This is a genomic window from Massilia soli, assembly GCF_016809835.1.
GTDB lineage: Bacteria > Pseudomonadota > Gammaproteobacteria > Burkholderiales > Burkholderiaceae_D > Telluria_A > Telluria_A soli.
This window is the reverse complement of the sequence record NZ_JAFBIL020000002.1, coordinates 157,532-176,069: the sequence shown is the minus strand read 5'-3', so window position 1 is coordinate 176,069 and position 18,538 is coordinate 157,532. Positions and strand designations below refer to the sequence as shown.

The following is an 18,538-nucleotide window of genomic DNA, read 5'->3' as shown; positions in this document are numbered from 1 at the left end:
TATTCCGATACAGCCATGCCCCCCTGGTTCCATCGACAGCAAGCCTACACGAAGCATCAGGCCGTTTGGTACGGAGCCCTGTTCTCGGCTGTCACAGGGCTGTTGTTCTACCTTGGCGCCACCAAGTTCATTGAAGGCGACATCCGGGAACGCTTCACAAATCACGCGCGTACCAGCCAGAACACCATCAATGCCCGCATCAAGTCGTACACCGATGTCTTGCGCGGCACCGCCAGCCTGTTCAGCACCATCGAACCCGTCACGCGCGAACAATTCCACGACTATGTGCAAGGCCTGAACGTGCGCCAGAATTTTCCGGCCATCGAAACCATCAACTATGCCCAATATGTGCGCCAGGAAGACCTGCCGGCCCTGGAGCGGCGCATGCGCGCCGAGCAGCAGGCCGGCAGCTTTGGCGGCGCGCCGTTCAAGGTCTCGCCGATTGCCGAGCCGGACCACTCGATCATCACCTTCATCGAGCCGGACGTCCCATGGTACGGCGCGTTCGGCTTCGACCTGCACTCCAATCCCTACGTGCGCGCCACCATCGCGGCGTCGCGCGACAGCGCCAGCCTGATGACCTCGGGTACCCGCATCGTCGCGATGTCGACGCCGAGCCAGACCGGGCTTGGCATGCGCCTGCCGACCTACCGTCCCGGCATGCCGATCGCCACCGTCGAGCAGCGCCGCGCCGCGTACATCGGATCGGTCGGCATCGCGTTCAGCGTGCCCAAGCTGATCAAGGGCGTGCTCGATGAAATGCCGGTCGACTCGGTTCGCCTGACACTGGTCGACATCGGCCAGGGAACCAAAGTGGTACCGCCGCGCGCAGGCCAGCCACCCAACGTGCTGTTCGACAGCATTGCCACCGATGCGCGGCCGAGGCCGGCTTTGGCGAGCGGTAACGACGTCGTCATCGTCAAGCTGCCGGTCGACTACAACGGACGGATCTGGGAGGCGACCTTCAGCGCCCGCAAGGAAGCGCTGTACAGCGGCATCGAACAGCACTTCCCGCTGTTGGCGATGGCCGCCGGCTCGGTCAGCGCGATCCTTATCTACGCCCTGCTCTACACGCTTACGACGGCGCGCATCAATGCGCTGCAACTGGCGCGCGACATGACCAAGGAACTGCGCGAGAGCCAGGCCAAGCTGCAGCAATCGCACGAGAGCCTGCGCCGGCTGGCGGCGCACGCCGAGAACATCAAGGAAAGCGAACGCAAGCGTATTGCGCGCGAGATCCACGACGACCTCGGCCAGAACCTGCTGGCCTTGCGCATCGATGCCGACATGCTGGCCTCGCGCACGCGCGAGCGCCATCCGCGCCTGCATGAACGGGCGCGCGCCACCTTGCTGCAGATCGACGCGATCATCAAGAGCGTGCGCCAGATCATCAACGACCTGCGTCCCAACGTGCTCGACCTCGGCCTGAATGCGGCCGTGGACTGGCAGATCAGCGAGTTTCGCCGCCTGACCGGCATCAGCTGCCAGCTGGTCGAGAACGAACACGACGTCGACATCAGCGACCATTGCGCGACCGCGCTGTTCCGCATCTTGCAAGAATCGCTCAGCAACATATCGCGCCACGCGCACGCCGACCAGGTCCGGGTCGAGCTCAATGTGGACGGCGGCCAGATCTGCATGAAGGTATGCGACAACGGCGTCGGCCTGGTGCGCGACGGCGTCGGCAAGCCGGGATCATTTGGACTGGTGGGCATCGAAGAGCGTGTCCACCTGCTGGGCGGAACGTTCAACCTCAGCAGCAACGGCGGTACCGGGACCTGCATCAGCGTCACCGTACCTTTTGCAAACGAAAACTCTGCGCTGCGCGTGCGTCCCGTTGGACAGATGCACGGCAGCGACCATTTCATCATCGCCTGAGCCGCTCAGGTCAACGCGCGCTTTTCTTCGCGAATATCAACAAATCGTGGGGATTCCGCAACGCGTTGCCCTGCCCGAAGGGTAGTTGACGGCAGTCAAGTCTCGAACCAAACACGTGAGCAAGAATGGGTTCTCGTGCTTTTGGTCAACAGTGAACTTGACGCCTATCTATCCCTGGTGAAATGGAGGTTACCTATAGACAACTTATTCGGTCTCAAAAGTAACCAAAAGTATACAAAAATTATTCTCTCCAAAACAAAGGAACTGCCATGAACTCGACCGTAGACTGCAAAGCAATTTCGGAACTCAATCTTGACCAGATCAAGCAAAAACTGATGCACCTTGAGTCCGGCGAAGGCTGGACGCTGGAGCAAGCGAATGCGGTGGAAGTGGAGTACCGCCGCTTTCTGTATCTCATGAAAAAGTTCCCGAATGAGCAAACCTCGCCGTCGGTGGCAGTCGACACGTTCTGGCACTATCACATCCTGGACACCATGAAATACGCGGTCGACTGCGAGCAGGTGTTCGGCTATTTCCTGCACCACTACCCGTACGTCGGCATGGTCGGCGAAAATGCCAGCGAAGAACATCACGACAGCGGCGAGCGCATGCGTGAACTCTATGAACAGACCTTCGCCGTCAGCTACAACCCGGGTGCGGCGTTCTGCGGCATCGTGCATCCGCCCAAGCAGGAAGCGGCATTCTGCGGCATCGTCAAGCCACCCAAGCAGGAAGCGGCGTTCTGCGGCATCGTCAAACCACCGAAACAGGAAGCGGCTTTCTGCGGCATCGTCAAGCCGCCCAAGCAGCAGGCGGCTTTCTGCGGCATCGTCAAGCCGCCGAAACAGGAGGCGGCTTTCTGCGGCATCGTTAAACCACCGAAACAGGAGGCGGCATTCTGCGGCATCGTTAAACCGCCGAAACAGGAGGCGGCTTTCTGCGGCATCGTCAAGCCGCCGAAACAGGAGGCGGCTTTCTGCGGCATCGTGAAGCCGCCCAAGCAGGAGGCGGCTTTCTGCGGCATCGTCAAACCACCGAAACAGGATGCGGCGTTCTGTGGCGTCGTGCCGCCCGCGGGCAAGCAGGCGAATTCGCAGGCGGCATTCTGTGGGATTGTGCCTCCGGCCGCCAGTCAGGCCAGCTCGCAGGCAGCATTCTGCGGCGTGGTGCCGCCGGCCAGCCTGCAGTCGGCCACCGCTTATTGCGCGCTCGGCAGGCTGCCGCATGGTGCGAAAGGCGATGCCATCAAGACCAATGTCGGCGTCGCGCTAGCGGTGCAATAAACGTAAAAAGGGCGCGCCGCAATGGCGCGCCCTTGTCGCTTCCGGCGTCGCCGTTCGACTCACGCCGCAGCCGGCCCCCCAGGCTGGACTGCCATCAGCGCGCGCAGTTCGCGAATGCTGAAGTGGCTCACCTCATGCATGCGCAGCAAAATGGTCGCACCGATCGGCAAGGTACGGTGGCGGATCTTGCTGATCACCGGTGGCGCCACCTCAAGCGCACGCGACAGGGCAGCATCGTTCTTCAAATGCAGCTTCTCCATGATCGCGTCCAGGACGCGATTTGGATCGTAGATCGCCGCATCCGGTATTTTTCTTCCTGACATACAAATCTTTCAACAGATTCAGACCGTGCCTAATTCGACCCGGAAAGGTTACTTCGAATAAATAGATGGTGCGTTACCTCAAAAGCCATTGAAAATGCGGCGTTTTGCGGGAACGGCATGATGATACACAGCTTTGATGACGTCTGCTTAACACCGGCAGATTTCGTCGAGACGCTGTGCGGGAGACGCGGCTACTTGTCGCCCGGCGCGGGCGGAATCAGAGCGACCGGAGCGAACAGCAGGTCGATGGCAATTCGGGCTGCCAGCTGGCCCCAGGTGGATGGGATCAGGCAGAACTGGACCAGCGCGCGGTCATGGTCCGACGGTGCCAGGCGCCAGTTGAGCTGGCGGCGGATTTCTTCAGGGGGCGGCGGCGGCCGGCGCTCAGCTTCGCGCGCGGCCATATAGGCGCGGACCTGTTCCTTGGTGGGTTGATTGATGCGATGCGGCATGGTGAGCGCCCTAACACAAGTCAGCAATCGGATAAGGACTTAGCTCACGATAAGCCCGGCATGCCTTTCGCACTTGAGGCAGCGCAATCGTCAATACAATTGCTCCGGGCAGGCGACCGCCTGTGCCCGGGAAACCACGTTGCTACTTCTTTGCGGCGGTGAACAAGGTCTTGGCATCCTTATGCGCCTGGTCCAGCGTGCGCAGCTGCTTGTTTTCATCGTGTTTGATGAAGAACTCGGCATCCTGCGCCGCCACCACCAGCTTGATCGCCGCTGCATCGCTCAGGTCGTATTTTTCCGCGATCAGCGTGGTTACTTCGTCAAGGTATTCTTCGTAAGTCATGGTCGGTTCCAGTGAGTAAGGACGCTATTGTGCCAGAGCCATCGCTGCCACGGCAGCGCCAATGTCGGGATGGTGCAGCCGCGCGCCGAGTTCCTGGCGCAGGCGGCGGTCGTCCAGCCTGCGCGACTCCGACATGAACGACAGCAGCATCGGCGACACCTGCGCTTGCAGGTCGGCGCGCGCAAGCCGCGGCGGACGCGGCATGCCGAAGGCGTCGGCCACGGTATCGAAATAGTCGCCCATCTTCAGATGGCAGCCATCGACCGCATGATAGACCCGGCCAGGGCGCGCGCGAAACAGCGCCAGCGCGACGATCCGGGCCAGGTCGTCGGCGTGAATGTGGTTGGTGTAGACGTCGTCGGACGGCAGCAAGGCGGGCGTGCCCTGCTCCAGCCGCTTGATTGGCAGCCGCTCCGCGGCATAAATGCCGGGCACGCGCAGGATCGCCAGCTGGGCGCCGCTGCGTACTGCCCAGTCGCGCAGCACCCGCTCGGCATCGACCCGCCGCTGGGCGCGCGCATTGCGCGGCGCTACCGGGCGCGTTTCGGTCACCAGCTCGCCGGCGCAATCGCCGTACACGCCGCTGGTGCTGACGTACACCACCCGTCCGCCGGACGGCAACAGCTGCGCCAGGCGCCGCGTGCGCAGGTCGAGCTGGCCATCGGCCTGGGGCGGCGCCATGTGCACCACGTACTGCGCCAATCCGGCCAGGCGCTTGAGCGTTGCGGGCTGGTCGAGGTTGGCGACGATCGGGACCGCACCGGCCCGGCGCAGCTCGGCGCAGCGCTCAGATGAACTGGTCAGGGCGAACACGCGGAAACGCTGCCGCACCAATGGCAGCAGGCGCATGCCGACGTCACCGCACCCCACGATCAGCAGGTGCGGGCGCTTGAATTGTCGAAGTTTGTTCATATCGTCGATTGTATGGCAAGGCTGGAAGAATGGTCCCTGTGCTATCATTTCCGGCTCGCGCCAGCACCTTTTCCAGACATTTTACAGATGACTTTCCAGATTACAGTACAGCCCAGCGGCCACCAATTTTCCTGCGAAGCCGATGAAACCGTGCTGACAGCCGCGCTGCGCGCCGGCATCGGCCTCCCCTACGGCTGCAAGAACGGCGCCTGCGGCTCGTGCAAGGGCAAGATCCTTGAAGGAACGGTCGAACACAAGGCGCACCAGCAGCGCGCGCTGACCGAAGAAGAACGCGCGCGCGGCATGTCGCTGTTCTGCTGCGCGGTGCCGGGCAACGACCTGGTGATCGAAGCGCGCGAAGTGGCCGGCAGCAGCGAATACCCGGTACGCAAGATGCCGGCGCGCGTGGCCAGCATTGACAAGGTCGCGCCCGACGTCGCCATCGTCACGCTGCAGCTGCCCGCCAACGAAGCGCTCGCCTACCGCGCCGGCCAGTACATCGAATTCCTGCTCAAGGACGGCAAGCGCCGCAGCTACAGCATGGCCGGCGCGCCCAGCCTCGAAGAGCCGATCACCTTGCACATCCGCTACATGGCCGGTGGCCTGTTTACCGAACACGTATTCAATGCGATGAAGGAGCGCGACATCCTGCGTTTCGAAGGTCCGCACGGCACCTTCTTCCTGCGCGAAGAATCCACGAAGCCGATCGTGCTGCTGGCCTCGGGTACTGGATTTGCGCCGATCAAGGCGCTGGTCGAGCACCTGATCCACCTGAAATCAACCCGTCCCGTCAGCCTGTACTGGGGCGGACGCCGGCCGATGGACCTGTACATGAACGCGCTGTGCGAGCAATGGGCCGCCGAGTTGCCGAACTTCCGCTATGTACCGGTCATTTCGCACGCGTTCCCGGACGACCACTGGACCGGCCGCACCGGCTATGTCCACGCGGCGGTCATGCAAGACATCCCGGACATGTCCGGCTACCAGGTCTACGCCTGCGGCGCCCCGATCGTGGTGGACTCCGCGCGCGCCGACTACGTCGCCACCTGCCGACTCCCGGCCGACGAATTCTACGCCGACCCCTTCACCACCGAAGCCGACCTGGCCACCTGACCAGCAGCCACCACCGAAACGAAAAAGTTCCAAAACCAGAAAGTTCCAAAATCGGGGACAGACCACCATTTTAGAAGATTCTAAAATGGTGGTCTGTCCCCGATTTTGGAACTTTGGTCTGTGCCCGGTGTGGGCACTGTGCGGGCTTTTTAACGGCGGCGAACCGAGTCGGCGTCGAATTGCTGGCGGTGCTTGCCCTTGACGCCGCTGTAGAACGCGCGGATGTCGACCATGTCCGCTTCGATGTCGCCACTGGTGGTGTACATCTTGCCGATGCCGCCGACCTTGCGCGAGTAGTCGAGGTAGGCCAGCCCGATCGGTACCCCGGCACCATGGGCGATGTGGTAAAAGCCGGTCTTCCAGTGCGTGACCTTGCCGCGCGTGCCCTCCGGCGCGACGATCACCGCCAGCCGCTCGCGCGCGGCGAACGCGTCCACCGTCTTTTGTACCAGGTTCGATGAGGCGTTGCGGTCGACCGGAATGCCGCCCAGCCAGCGTGCAATCGGTCCCAGCGGCCCGGCGAACAGGCTGGCCTTGGCCATCCAGTACACCCGCAGCCGGAGCTCGAACGCCACCATCAAGGTCACCGGAAAGTCCCAGTTGCTGGTGTGGGGCGCGGCGATCAGCACGTACTTCGGGTATGCGGCGATCTGCTCGGGCGTCATGCCGTCGATGCGCCAGCCGGTCAGGCGAAGCGCCACCCGCGACAACGCGCGCATGGCGGTATTGACGACAGGCGTGTCAAATATAGTGGTCTGCATGGATATCCGGATTGGGTAAGACGCTCGGGCGGGGCGGATATTTTACCTGAGTTGACGGCGTTACTGTTGACGTACAGAAAGCCGTACAAAAGATGTAAGATGAATCCAACAAGACATCAATTTTTCCGATCAACCAGGAGTGAGCAATGCAAATCAACGTCAACACCGACAAGACCATCGACCGCACGCAGGGCCTCGACGAACACGTTCAGACCGTGGTGGGCGCCGCCGTCCAGCGCTTCGGCGAACAGATCACCCGCATCGAAGTCCACCTGTCGGACGAAAACAGCGAGAAGTCGGTCGACGGCGGCAGCCGCTGCACCCTCGAAGCGCGCGTCACCGGCTATCAGCCGGTCGCGGTCAGCAACCACGCCGCCACCCTGCACCAGGCCATCAACGGTGCCTCGGACAAACTCAAGCGCGCGATCGACAGCGCGTTGGGCCGCTTGCACGACAAGAAATTGCATGAGAAACCGCAGGTCGCGGAAGAAGTCCTGTCCGAGCAGCGCGACGACCAGGGTAATTACTAAGTAGCCGCCTTACAGCCCTTCCTGCGCCAGCTGGCGCAGGTAGCGCACCCCCGCCAAAGCGCGGCTTCCGTACCACGACATCATCTCCCCGTCGACCAGCCGCACCGGCTTGCCAATCTGCTTTTCCAGCGCCTCCGCATGGGCTTCGGTAAATCGGTAGGGCTCGGTCGACAGCAACACCCCATCGATGCCCGCCACCAGCGCGTCCGACCACTCGAAGCGCGGGTAGCGCTCCTGGCCCAGCTGCGGCACGCTCCAGCCGATCTCGGCCAGCATGCGCGCGATATAGGTGTCGGCCGAGATGGTCATCCACGGGTCTTGCCAGATACAGTAGAGCACCGACATCGGCCTTCCCTGCGGCGCGGCGCGCAGCTGCGCCAGTTCGGCAGCGAACGCCGCGCACCATGCGTCGGCCTTGGCGCCGGCGCAAAAAATGCCGCCCATCAGGCGCGCCACGCCGAGGTTGTCGTCCGGCGCGACCGGATGCGTGACCACGATGTTGAGGACGAATTCGGCCAGCGCATCGACGGTCGGTTTCTCGTTCTCGTCGATGTTAACCACCAGGTGGGTCGGCGCCAGCGCACGGATCTTGCCGATATTGACATCCTTGGTCCCGCCGACCTTGGGGATGGCGGCAACCAGCTCGGCGGGATGGATGCAGAACCCGGTCCTGCCGACGATCTGCGGCGCCAGGCCCAGGTCGCACAGCAATTCTGTAAGCGACGGCACCAGCGACAGGATGCGCGCATCTGGCGCCGGCTGGAATTCGCGCCCGAGGGCATCAAGCAGTTTCATGGATTCATTGTTAAAGTGGATACCCGCTATTGAAACACTGTTGTTTCGCGCGCGCCAGTGCTCCTGCACGCAATGCAATGCGTTATCATTCGTTTCCTTAGCAGAATTGTATTCCCGCAACATTTCGGAAAGCGCACTGTGGAACAGATCGGCAACTTTGGCGCCTCCTCGTATCGGGTCGGCGACCTGCAGCTCTTTGACGGCACCAACGTCGAGACGACCGCGCGGGCGCTGGCCGGCTGCGCCATCGTGCGCCTGGCGCGCGGCGCCAAGATTGCCGACAGTTATCGCGCGCGCCTTTACATCGTGCTGCGCGGCGCGCTTGAAGTCGAGGCCGATATCAGCAGCGGCATGAACGACGGCACGGTCAGCAAGATCTTGCCCGGTGAAAGCGTCGGCGAGCAAGCGGTGCTGGACGACACGGCGAACCTGTTCGCCATCACGGCCAGCGAAGAGTCCGAGCTGCTGGTCATCGAAGCCGAGCTGGTCTGGCGCCTGATCGACGAATCGAACGGCCTGGCGCGCAACCTGCTGCGCCTGCTCTCGTTCCGCATCCGCGCCGCCAACGCGATCTTGCGGCGGCGCCAGAAGCTGGGCGAATTCTACCGGCAGATGTCGCTCAACGACAGCCTCACCGGGCTGTACAACCGCGCCTGGCTGAACGACATGCTGCCCAAGATGCTCGCCACGGCGCAGCGCAGCGGCGCCCCGCTGGCGCTGGTCATGATCGACCTCGACCACTTCAAGCGCTTCAACGACACCCACGGCCACCCGGCCGGCGACGATGCCCTGCGCGCCGCCTCCGGGATTGTCGCCGCGGCCCTGCGCCCGAGCGACTTCGCGGTGCGCTACGGCGGCGAAGAGCTGATGGTGATCCTGCCCGACACCAGCGAGCAGCTGGCCCTGCTGGTGGCCGAGCGCCTGTGCTGGCGCCTGCAGGAGGCGGTGGTGTTTGCCGACATGCGCCTGCCGCTGCCGCACATCACCGGCTCGTTCGGCGTGGCCGCGCTGGCCGCCGGCGAAGACGAGGCGGCGCTGGTCGCGCGCGCCGATGCGGCGCTGTACCGCGCCAAGCAAGACGGGCGCAACCGCGTCGCGCTGTAACGACCTTGCGCGCCGGCCGGCATCGGCGCGGCCGAAATCAGTACAATACACCCCATGACAACCCACACCTTCCTCTGGCACGACTACGAGACCTTCGGCGTGCAGCCGCGGCGCGACCGCCCGGCCCAGTTCGCGGCGATCCGCACCGACGCCAACCTGAATGAAATCGGCGACCCGATCATGCTGTACTGCCAGCCGGCGCCGGACTTCCTGCCCGATCCCCAGTCCTGCCTGATCACCGGCATCACGCCGCAGCAATGCCTCGAATGGGGCGTCCCGGAACACAAGTTCGCTGCCGCCATCGAGGCGGCGTTCTCGCAGCCCGGCACCATCGGCGTCGGCTACAACACCATCCGCTTCGATGACGAGGTCACGCGCTTTCTGTTCTGGCGCAACCTGATCGACCCGTATGCGCGCGAGTGGCAAAACAACTGCGGCCGCTGGGACCTGCTCGACGTGGTCCGGATGACCTATGCGCTGCGCCCCGAAGGCATCACGTGGCCGCTGCGCGAGGACGGCCGCCCGAGCTTCCGGCTGGAAGAACTCGCCAAAGCCAACGGCCTGGTGCACGAGGCGGCGCACGACGCGCTGTCCGACGTGCGCGCCACCATCGCGCTGGCGCGCCTGATCCGCGACAAGCAGCCGCGCCTGTTCGATTTCTGCCTTGGCTTGCACAAGAAAGACAAGGTGTCGGCCGAAATGGGCCTGCACCTCGACCCGGGCGTGCGCCAGCCTTTCCTGCACGTGTCGGGCATGTTCCCCGCCGAGCGCGGCTGTATCGGCCTGGTCTGGCCGCTCGGCATCCACCCGTCGAACAAGAACGAAGTACTGGTCTGGGATTGCAGCCATGATCCGTCCGAGCTGTTCGGCATGGACGCGGACACCATCCGCCTGCGCATGTTCACCCGCGCCGCCGAGCTGCCCGAAGGCGTGACGCGCCTGCCGGTCAAGAGCATCCACCTGAACAAGTCGCCGATGCTGGTCGGCAACCTCAAGACCTTGAGCGCGGCGCAGGCCGAACGCTGGGGCCTCGACCTCGAACGCGGCCTGGCGCATGCCGCCATCGCGGCCACCGCGCCCGACATGCGCATGGTGTGGGAGCAGGTGTACCAGCGTCCCGCGGCGGCCCAGGATACCGATGTCGACGAAGACCTGTACGGCGGCTTCGTCAGCCGCGACGACCGCCGCGCACTGGAATCGCTGCGCGCCGAGGCGCCTGCGAAACTGGCGCAGTTGCGCACCACGTTCGAAGACGAGCGGCTGGCCGAGCTGGTGTTCCGCTACCGCGCGCGCAACTTCCCCGAGACCTTGAGCGACGCCGAAGCGCAGCACTGGGAGCAGCACCGCGCGGCGCGCCTGTTCGACGGCGCCGCCGGCGCACGCACGGTGGAGCAGCTGTTTGCCGAAGTCGATGCGCTGTCCGAAGACGCCGATGAACGTGCCGAAGATATCCTCGGCGCCCTGTACGACTACGCCGAGCAGATCGCGCCGCAGCGCTTGTAGCGCGGCCGCCGCGCCGATTCACGGCGCGGGCCGGGGTCAGTTGCGGTAGCGGTTGATCTCGTCGCGCGTCTGCAGCGCCACGCGGCGGGCGGCGGCGGCGAAATCTTCGCTGCCCTGCGGGGTCGCGTACAGGATCGCGCGCGACGAGTTGATCATCATGCCGGCGCCACTGGCGCTCTTGCCGGCGGCGACCGTGGCCGCCACGTCGCCGCCCTGGGCGCCGACGCCGGGCACCAGCAGCGGCATGTCGCCGACGATGGCGCGCACCTGCGCCAGCTCGTCAGGGAAGGTGGCGCCGACCACCAGCGCGCACTGGCCGTTGCGGTTCCACTTGCCGGCCACCAGGCGTGCCACGTGCTGGTACAGCGGCACCCCGTCGACATTCAAAAATTGCAGGTCGGAGCCGCCCGGATTGGAGGTGCGGCACAGCACGATCACGCCGCGCTCCGGCCAGGCCATATAGGGCTCGACCGAATCGAAGCCCATGTACGGGTTGACGGTGACGGCGTCGGCGCCGTAGCGGTCGAACGCTTCACGCGCATACTGGTGGGCGGTGGCGCCGATGTCGCCGCGCTTGGCGTCCAGCACCAGCGGGATGTGCGGGTAGGTGTCGCGCAGGTAGCGGCAGATTTGTTCCAGCTGGCCCTCGGCGCCGAGCGCGGCGAAGTAGGCGATCTGCGGCTTGAAGGCGCAGGCCAGGTCGGCGGTGGCGTCGATGATGGCCTTGCAAAAAGTGACGATCGCGTCCGGCTGGCCCTGCAGGTGCGCCGGAAAACGGTCCAGGTCCGGGTCGAGTCCGACACACAGCAGCGAGTTATTGGTGGTCCAGGCGGCGGACAGCTTGTCGATAAATTTCACGGGAGCCTTCGTATTCAGTGCAAACGCGGCATTGTACCGCGAGCCGGGTGCGCATTTGTACGCACATTATTGGTGGTTTAGGGTATATTTTTATTTATTCGACAACTACTCGGGATAGATACCATCATGACACTTAACGGATTCGCGCGCACATCCCAGATGCTGCTGGCCTTCGCCCTGGCGGCCTTGCTGTCGGGTTGCGGCTACAACCAGTTCCAGACCAACGACGAGGCGGTCAAGGCGGCATGGGGCGAAGTCGTCAACCAGTACCAGCGCCGCGCCGACCTGATCCCTAACCTGGTCAACACCGTCAAGGGCTACGCCTCGCACGAGCGCGAGACGCTCGAATCGGTCACGCGCGCACGCGCCGCGGCCACCAGCTTCCAGATCACCCCCGAAGTGCTGAACAACCCGGAAGCATTCCAGAAGTTCCAGCAGGTGCAGGGCGAATTGTCCGGCGCGCTGTCGCGCCTGATGGTGGTGGCGGAAAAATATCCTGACCTGAAGGCTGACGCCAGCTTCCGCGACCTGCAGTCGCAGCTCGAAGGCACCGAAAACCGCATCACCGTGGCACGCCAGCGCTACATCGCCTCGGTGCAGGAATATAACGTGCATGTGCGTAAATTCCCGACCAACCTGACCGCGATGATGTTCGGCTACGACGTCAAGCCAACCTTCACCGTGGAAAACGAAAAAGCCATCTCGACCGCACCGACCGTTGATTTTGGCAAGTAAGATGACCTTGCTGCGAGTATTCTGGGGCGCCATCCTGGCGCTGGCCATCGCCGGCGGCGCCCAGGCGCAGTTCGTGCCGGTGCCGGCGCTGACCGGCCATGTCACCGACCAGGCCGGCATGCTGACGGCCGAACAGCGCACCCGCCTCGAAGCGGTGCTGACTGATTACGAAGCCAAGACCGGCAGCCAGATTGCGGTGCTGCTGGTCAAGACCACCGAGCCGGAAGCCATCGAGCAATACGGCATCCGCGTCACCGACCAGTGGAAGCTGGGCCGCAAAGGGATCGACGACGGCGTGCTGCTGCTGGTGGCGCGCGACAATCCATCGGCCTTGCGGCGACTGCGCATCGAGGCCGGGCGCGGGGTCCAGGGCGTGCTGACCGACGCCCAGTCCAAGCGCATCTTGCAAGATGTGATCGCCCCGCACTTCCGCCAGGAAGCGTATTACGATGGCCTGGTGGCCGGCGTCGGTGCGATCGCCACCCTGCTCAATAAAGAAATGTTCCCCGCCCCGCCCGAGCAGCCCCAGCGCCAGGCCCAAGCCGAAGGCGGCGGCATCCCGATTCTTCCCCTGATCATCGGCGCTTTCGTGCTGATGTCGATCTTCCGGCCGCGCCGCCGATCGCGACTGTCGCGCGGCGGCTGGGGCAGCGGCGCCACCGGTTTCATCCTCGGCAGCATCCTCAGTAATGCCGGCCGCGGCGGCGGGTTTGGCGGTGGCGGATTTGGCGGCGGCGGCTTTGGCGGCGGCGGTGGCGGCGGCTTCGGCGGCGGCGGCGGCAGCTTTGATGGCGGCGGCGCCTCGGGAGACTGGTAATGGGTAGTTCATTTTCCACGCGCCTTGCGCGCGCGATGCGCCACTGGCGCACCACGGCGGCGGTCGGACGCAAGGCGTTTCCAACCGAAAGCCTTGGCGACCTCGGCGCGGCCATCACCGAGGGCGAACTGCACCATCGGGGCGAGGTACGCCTGATCGTCGAAAATTCGATGCCGTTCGATGCTGTTTGGAACGACGTCAGCAACCGCCAGCGCGCCCTCGCCCTGTTCGCCGAGTTCGGCGTCTGGGACACCGAGGACAACTGCGGGGTGCTGATTTACGTCAACCTGGCCGAGCACAAGGTCGAGATCGTCTGTGACCGGAACATCGGCCGCCGGATCGACAGCGCGACCTGGCAGGCGATTTGCCAGACCATGACGCAGGGATTCCGGCGCGGAGAATTCCACGACAGCACCCTGGCGGCGATCCACCAGGTCAATCAATTGCTGCGCCAGCACTTCCCTGCCGAAGGCGAGGCCGTCAACGAACTGCCGGACCACCCGATCGTGCTCTGAACCGGCGCCTGACTGGTTACAATTGCCGCTTTTGCCACACCATGGATCAGACAATGAGACTAGCCAATAAAGTAGCCATCATCACCGGCGCCACCCAGGGCATCGGGCTGGCCTGCGCCGAGCGCCTGCTCAAGGAGGGTGCGCGCGTGATGATGGTCGACGTCAAGCCCGAAGGCGCCGACGCCGCCGCCAGGCTGGGCGAGGCGGCGCGCTTCTTCGCTGCCGACGTCAGCCAGAAAGCCGACGTCGATGCGATGCTCGCCTTGACGCTCAAGGAATTCGGCCAGGTCGATATCCTGATCAACAACGCCGGCATCACCCACGCCGCCGATTTCCTCGACCTGGCGGAAGAAGACTTTGACCGCGTGCTGCGCATCAACCTCAAGTCGATGTTCCTGTGCGGCCAGGCGGTGGCGCGCGAGATGGTCAAGCGCCAGTCAGGCTGCATCATCAACATGTCGAGCGTGAATTCCGAACTGGCGATACCGAACCAGGTGCCGTATGTGGTGTCCAAGGGCGGCGTCAACCAGCTGACCAAGGTGATGGCGCTGAACCTGGCGCAACACGGCATCCGCGTCAACGGCATCGGGCCCGGCACCATCCTCACCGAGCTGGCGAAAAAAGCCGTCATGGCCAGCCCGGAGGCGCGCCGCACGATCCTGTCGCGCACCCCGATGGGCCGCTGCGGCGAGCCCGAGGAAGTGGCCTCGATCGCCGCCTTCCTCGCCAGCGACGACGCCTCCTACATGACCGGCCAGACGATGTACGTCGACGGCGGCCGCCTCGCCCTCAACTACACGGTGCCGGTAAAAGAATGAACAGCCTACTGAAGCAGGACGGCGCGCAGCCGGTGGATATCCTCGCACTCGAGAACCAGTTCTGCTTCGCGCTGTATTCGGCATCGCACGCGATGACCAAGACCTACAAGCCGCTGCTCGACCGGCTGGGCCTGACCTATCCGCAATACCTGGTCATGCTGGTGCTGTGGGAACAGGACGGCATCCTGGTCAAGGACATCGGCGCGCGCCTGTACCTCGATTCGGGCACGCTGACGCCGCTGCTCAAGCGCCTCGAAGCGAACGGGCTGGTGGCGCGCAAGCGCGACCCGAACGACGAGCGCCAGGTCCGCATCTCACTCAGTGCCGCAGGCCGGAGCCTGCGCCTCACCGCCCAGGAAATTCCGTCCCAGGTGGTGAGCGCCAGCGGCCGCCCGGGCGAAGCGCTGGGCAGCCTGCGCGGCCAGCTGGCCACCGTGCGCGACGACCTGTTCCGGTCGCTGGACGGGGCCTGACCAGGCGCTTCCCGCCCAGTTATAGCAAAAAGGTATGACTGGTATCTAAAATGACAATTGGACGTATATGTGGCGACGCAGCATAATTGCACCTGTCTCCACTATTCTCCTCCAAGAAAATAGTTTTAAGCCCGCTTTCACCAGCGGGCTTTTTTTTTGCCTGCGCACGAGACCGGCACCTCCCGGCGAAGTTCTTCCCAAGCAGCCATTCCTTTGAGGCACGTCATATCGCGGTCATATTGCCCGCCTATACTCCATTCATCTGCTGTACACGCACCCGATATGCGTGACGGCAGGCAGGTGTGCTGACCTCTCACGGCAGCACACCACTCCGAATTCACGTCTCTTGGCCCGATCTTGGGTTTTGCCCGCTGTAAAGCGGGCATTTTTTTGGGCGAAAGGTTCCGCACGAGTTTGATATATGTCTAACGCACCGCGAATACCGCCTTGAAGACGAGTGTTTTTCCACTATCATGAATATCCTTTGCCATGCATGTCCCGGCCAGCTTGCCGCCGTCACCGGAGTAGATGAATGAGTGAACACTTGCTTGAACCCGTACAGGGCAATGCCCAGCCGATTCCCGCCGGACGCCGGCACCACGCTGCCAACGAAGACCGCCTCATCCTGCGCGAACTGAATCCCGACGATGTCATCGACCAGCTCGCCCGTGACGGCGAGGCGATCGACGCTGTCAGTTTTGGCCCAGTGCGAGAAACCTGCCCGCACTGCGCCACCAACCACTTGCAGCTGGTGCTGCGCCAGGAGTCGGTGCGCGTCGCCCACCTGTTCTGTGTCGACTGCGAAAGCTGCTTCGATGCCTGTTACGCCAACGGCACGCCGGCGCTGACGATCTGACCGCCGCGCGGCCGGCGTGCTGTGCGGCCTGGCATGGTAAGGTTGCCGATTTCGACGCGCGCAAAAGCCCATGCCTGCCCTGCTCTCCCTGCTGGTCCTCGACCCAAAACTGCGACGCCTGCGCTACAGCGCGGCGTTCCTTGCCTACGCCGCCATCGTGGCGATGGGCGCCGTTCCCGGCGCCCGCGCAGAGATCGGCAACTATGCCTCGGGCATCGTGCTGCACACGCTGGCCTACGGCGCCATCACCTTCCTGCTGTACACGGGCAGCAGCGGCAGCGCAGCTGCGCGCGCGCTGAAGTCGGTGCTGACAGTGGCCGCCATGGGCGCCATTGACGAGCTGATCCAAAGCTTCCTGCCCTACCGCCGCGGCGCCGTCAGCGACTGGCTGGTCGATTGCAATGCCGCGCTGCTGGTCGCCGCCCTGCTGTGGGCTTTCCTGCCCCGCCAGCCACAACCGGCCGGTGCCGGTCGATAGATCCAGGCGCCGGAAATTCACCGAACTGGTCCGCTGTTTGATTTGGCTCACGTAACGACTGTGTAAGTTGGAACGTTGGCCGTGTTCGCGCCTCTTACCACAGTGGCACGCGGCATTGTCACGCACACAAGGAAAACACCCAACCTAAGGAGTTGATTATGAAGCGTATAAAACATAGCGTGCTGCTGGCCAGTTTGCTGACACTCGCGCTGACGGCATGTACCCGGGACAGAATGGGCGACACCGCCGCCACGACATCGCCTGACGCAACCAGCAGCGCGGGCTACGGCACCTCCGGCACCAGCGGCCAGGCCACTGGCAGCATCGCCAGCGATACCGGCACGGCAAGCAGCGGCGCCACCGGCACCGGATCCATGGGCGCTGGCACCGGCGGCACTGCCGCCACCACCACCGACCCGCAAAGCGCAGGTGCGCAAGCGTCCACCGGCGCGGCACCCAACAGCGTCGTCACCATGATCGAAGTGGTGCCGCGCTCCGGCGAGGCAACCGGGGCAGGCAGCATGGCCGGCGCCGCAGTTGGGGGCACCGCCGGCGCCAGCGGCGACCGGGTTTATCGCATCACCTTGCGCATGGACGATGGCAGCACCCGCGTGATCACCCAGGAATCGGCGCCAACCTTCCGCAGCGGTGACCGGGTCAACCTCAGCGGGGGCGAAATCCAGCGTCCTTAGGCGCGCTCGCCTGGACCACGCGCTCGACGCGGTAGCCGCGCTGCGCCAGCAACCGAGGCAAGCCATTTGCGCCGAGCAGGTGCAGCAGGCCGACGCCGACAAAGCTGACTTTCCCGTCCTTCATGATGTGCGCGATGCGTTGCGCCATCTCGGGGTTGCGCCGGTCAAGCAAGGTGCGCAGGGTAAAGTCGGACGTCACGGTCCCGGCGCCGATGGTGTCTGGAATCAGCGCCTCGAGGGCGTCCGCGTCGCCGGAGGTCCATGCATCGATGACCGCCCTGGCCTTCTTCATCGCGCTGCCGCTGGAGAGGTCATCGAGTGCTTCGCGCAAGTAGCTTTCGGCACGATCCTCGTCAAGCGTGTCGAACAGCGACAGCTGGTAGTCGGCGCTTTCCAGTTCGGCAAGGCGGGCCCCGCGTGCTTGTACAGCGTCGAGCAAGAACGACTCATTGCCGTGGGCGCGCTGGAAGCCGTTTTTTTCCAGTGCGATCCCGGTCAGCATGTTTGCCAGCAGCCACGGTTTCAGGTGGCCGACGTCCGAGAGCGGAATGCCCACGGCATGCAGCGCCTTGACCAGGCGGCGCAAGGTATCGGCAGACACATGATGGCGAATGTGGTCGCCGCCGGCATAGCTGGCGTGCCTGGCGACGGCCTGGTCGAACGCGGCGTCGGCGCGCGTATCGAGTTCGAGTACCAGCTGGGTAGCCTCGGCCAGCGCCTGGCTGACCTGGGGCGCGAGCGGATAAAACGAGGTCGCGCCAACATGAATGGTGCCGAACAAATAAGCCATCTCGCCATCGCGCGAGATGCGAAACAGCGCGCCGTGGCCAGGTCCGGGCCGGATGCCTGCGCGCGCCGGTTGCTGCGCCGCCAGCGTGTGCGCGCTGTGGGCGGCGGCGCCTGCCACCGCGATCCCCGATGCCGGGGCGAGTTCGGCAGACGCCTCCGGCGCACCCTCGGAACCGGACGCGGCGAACGCGGCGAGACTGAACACCAGTCCGGCCAGCGAGCGGATAATACAGAGCGGCAGCGGCAGGTAAGGCGACATCCAGGATTCCGGCAGGACCAGCAAATACAGAGCGGTTATCTTAGAACACCTGATGCCTACGCGGAACCTTCACGCGAAGAAAATTTCGCTGCATTATCGTTTTCATACAGGGAGCGCTCCGGCGCGCGAGCCGCGGCGCAGTGCAGGCACGCGGCGGCGGCGCGCCGCGCGGCACTGGCGCAAGGTCGCCGCACGCATCCGATGCAGCGGCAGCCTGGGCGCACGGTCATGCCCGACGGCACCACAGCAGC

At 64.2% G+C, this 18,538-nt stretch carries 22 protein-coding genes; 14 read left to right on the top strand and 8 right to left on the bottom strand.

All coding sequences use genetic code 11. The annotated features are described in order from the left end of the window. Positions 1–15 precede the first annotated feature (15 nt). The gene (locus tag I4X03_RS05265) at positions 16–1,878 is read left to right on the top strand and encodes a sensor histidine kinase (protein ID WP_223466762.1); all 1,863 of its coding nucleotides are present in this window, start codon (positions 16–18) and stop codon (positions 1,876–1,878) included. Positions 1,879–2,147: 269 nt separating this feature from the next. Continuing rightward, positions 2,148–3,161: a glycine-rich domain-containing protein gene (locus I4X03_RS05260; RefSeq protein WP_223466754.1), complete on the top strand. Its 1,014-nt coding sequence runs from the start codon at positions 2,148–2,150 to the stop codon at positions 3,159–3,161. Positions 3,162–3,220: 59 nt separating this feature from the next. Here the strand turns inward: I4X03_RS05260 and I4X03_RS05255 are convergent, their stop codons facing one another. The 4 genes from I4X03_RS05255 to I4X03_RS05240 all read right to left on the bottom strand — a co-directional run bounded on the left by I4X03_RS05255 (position 3,221) and on the right by I4X03_RS05240 (position 5,191). Then, positions 3,221–3,484: a hypothetical protein gene (locus tag I4X03_RS05255; protein WP_223466752.1), complete on the bottom strand. Its 264-nt coding sequence runs from the start codon at positions 3,482–3,484 to the stop codon at positions 3,221–3,223. Between the two features lie 191 nt (positions 3,485–3,675). Then, positions 3,676–3,936, bottom strand: coding sequence for a hypothetical protein (locus tag I4X03_RS05250; protein WP_223466750.1), 261 nt, complete (start codon positions 3,934–3,936; stop codon positions 3,676–3,678). A 142-nt stretch (positions 3,937–4,078) separates the two neighbouring features. Beyond that, positions 4,079–4,279 (bottom strand): hypothetical protein, encoded by a 201-nt coding sequence (locus I4X03_RS05245; RefSeq protein ID WP_223466748.1) that lies wholly within the window; start codon positions 4,277–4,279, stop codon positions 4,079–4,081. Between the two features lie 24 nt (positions 4,280–4,303). Continuing rightward, the gene (locus I4X03_RS05240) at positions 4,304–5,191 is read right to left on the bottom strand and encodes an SDR family oxidoreductase (protein ID WP_223466746.1); all 888 of its coding nucleotides are present in this window, start codon (positions 5,189–5,191) and stop codon (positions 4,304–4,306) included. 87 nt (positions 5,192–5,278) lie between these two features. Here I4X03_RS05240 and I4X03_RS05235 point away from each other — a divergent pair, with 87 nt between their 5' ends. Continuing rightward, positions 5,279–6,304 carry a CDP-6-deoxy-delta-3,4-glucoseen reductase gene (locus I4X03_RS05235; protein WP_223466745.1) on the top strand — a complete coding sequence of 342 codons (1,026 nt, stop codon included), beginning with the start codon at positions 5,279–5,281 and terminating at the stop codon, positions 6,302–6,304. Between the two features lie 149 nt (positions 6,305–6,453). Here the strand turns inward: I4X03_RS05235 and I4X03_RS05230 are convergent, their stop codons facing one another. Next, positions 6,454–7,065: a lysophospholipid acyltransferase family protein gene (locus tag I4X03_RS05230; RefSeq protein ID WP_223466743.1), complete on the bottom strand. Its 612-nt coding sequence runs from the start codon at positions 7,063–7,065 to the stop codon at positions 6,454–6,456. A 146-nt stretch (positions 7,066–7,211) separates the two neighbouring features. Between I4X03_RS05230 and I4X03_RS05225 the strand changes: the two genes are divergently transcribed. Next, positions 7,212–7,595 (top strand): HPF/RaiA family ribosome-associated protein, encoded by a 384-nt coding sequence (locus I4X03_RS05225; protein ID WP_223466741.1) that lies wholly within the window; start codon positions 7,212–7,214, stop codon positions 7,593–7,595. A 9-nt stretch (positions 7,596–7,604) separates the two neighbouring features. On the opposite strand, the gene I4X03_RS05220 is transcribed toward I4X03_RS05225, so the two are convergent. Beyond that, positions 7,605–8,390: a helical backbone metal receptor gene (locus I4X03_RS05220; protein ID WP_223466739.1), complete on the bottom strand. Its 786-nt coding sequence runs from the start codon at positions 8,388–8,390 to the stop codon at positions 7,605–7,607. A 138-nt stretch (positions 8,391–8,528) separates the two neighbouring features. On the opposite strand from I4X03_RS05220, the gene I4X03_RS05215 reads away from it, so the two are divergent. After that, on the top strand, positions 8,529–9,494 hold the full coding sequence (locus tag I4X03_RS05215; RefSeq protein WP_223466736.1) for a GGDEF domain-containing protein: 966 nt from the start codon (positions 8,529–8,531) through the stop codon (positions 9,492–9,494). Between the two features lie 54 nt (positions 9,495–9,548). Beyond that, positions 9,549–10,997, top strand: coding sequence for an exodeoxyribonuclease I (gene sbcB / locus I4X03_RS05210; protein WP_223466734.1), 1,449 nt, complete (start codon positions 9,549–9,551; stop codon positions 10,995–10,997). A gap of 36 nt (positions 10,998–11,033) precedes the next feature. Here sbcB and pyrF read toward each other — a convergent pair whose 3' ends face one another. Further along, on the bottom strand, positions 11,034–11,855 hold the full coding sequence (gene pyrF, locus I4X03_RS05205) for an orotidine-5'-phosphate decarboxylase (RefSeq protein WP_223466732.1): 822 nt from the start codon (positions 11,853–11,855) through the stop codon (positions 11,034–11,036). Between the two features lie 126 nt (positions 11,856–11,981). On the opposite strand from pyrF, the gene I4X03_RS05200 reads away from it, so the two are divergent. The 8 genes from I4X03_RS05200 to I4X03_RS05165 all read left to right on the top strand — a co-directional run bounded on the left by I4X03_RS05200 (position 11,982) and on the right by I4X03_RS05165 (position 17,239). Continuing rightward, positions 11,982–12,590 (top strand): LemA family protein, encoded by a 609-nt coding sequence (locus I4X03_RS05200; RefSeq protein ID WP_223466730.1) that lies wholly within the window; start codon positions 11,982–11,984, stop codon positions 12,588–12,590. A gap of 1 nt (position 12,591) precedes the next feature. Then, on the top strand, positions 12,592–13,407 hold the full coding sequence (locus tag I4X03_RS05195) for a TPM domain-containing protein (RefSeq protein WP_223466728.1): 816 nt from the start codon (positions 12,592–12,594) through the stop codon (positions 13,405–13,407). Next, on the top strand, positions 13,407–13,922 hold the full coding sequence (locus tag I4X03_RS05190) for a TPM domain-containing protein (RefSeq protein ID WP_223466726.1): 516 nt from the start codon (positions 13,407–13,409) through the stop codon (positions 13,920–13,922). The genes I4X03_RS05195 and I4X03_RS05190 overlap by 1 nt, the downstream gene beginning before the upstream one ends. A 53-nt stretch (positions 13,923–13,975) precedes the next feature. Continuing rightward, a complete protein-coding gene (locus tag I4X03_RS05185; protein ID WP_223466718.1) occupies positions 13,976–14,740 on the top strand; it encodes an SDR family NAD(P)-dependent oxidoreductase in 765 nt (254 codons plus the stop codon). Beyond that, the gene (locus tag I4X03_RS05180; RefSeq protein ID WP_223466716.1) at positions 14,737–15,213 is read left to right on the top strand and encodes a MarR family winged helix-turn-helix transcriptional regulator; all 477 of its coding nucleotides are present in this window, start codon (positions 14,737–14,739) and stop codon (positions 15,211–15,213) included. Before I4X03_RS05185 ends, I4X03_RS05180 begins: the two co-directional genes overlap by 4 nt. A 532-nt stretch (positions 15,214–15,745) precedes the next feature. Beyond that, the gene (locus tag I4X03_RS05175; RefSeq protein ID WP_223466714.1) at positions 15,746–16,069 is read left to right on the top strand and encodes a hypothetical protein; all 324 of its coding nucleotides are present in this window, start codon (positions 15,746–15,748) and stop codon (positions 16,067–16,069) included. Positions 16,070–16,139: 70 nt separating this feature from the next. Then, complete coding sequence (locus tag I4X03_RS05170) at positions 16,140–16,547, top strand: VanZ family protein (RefSeq protein ID WP_223466713.1); 408 nt, start codon at positions 16,140–16,142, stop codon at positions 16,545–16,547. A 158-nt stretch (positions 16,548–16,705) separates the two neighbouring features. Continuing rightward, positions 16,706–17,239: a hypothetical protein gene (locus I4X03_RS05165; RefSeq protein ID WP_223466705.1), complete on the top strand. Its 534-nt coding sequence runs from the start codon at positions 16,706–16,708 to the stop codon at positions 17,237–17,239. Here the strand turns inward: I4X03_RS05165 and I4X03_RS05160 are convergent. After that, the gene (locus tag I4X03_RS05160; RefSeq protein ID WP_223466703.1) at positions 17,211–18,287 is read right to left on the bottom strand and encodes a TraB/GumN family protein; all 1,077 of its coding nucleotides are present in this window, start codon (positions 18,285–18,287) and stop codon (positions 17,211–17,213) included. The two genes, I4X03_RS05165 and I4X03_RS05160, sit on opposite strands and share 29 nt — an antisense overlap. Positions 18,288–18,538: the final 251 nt, after the last annotated feature.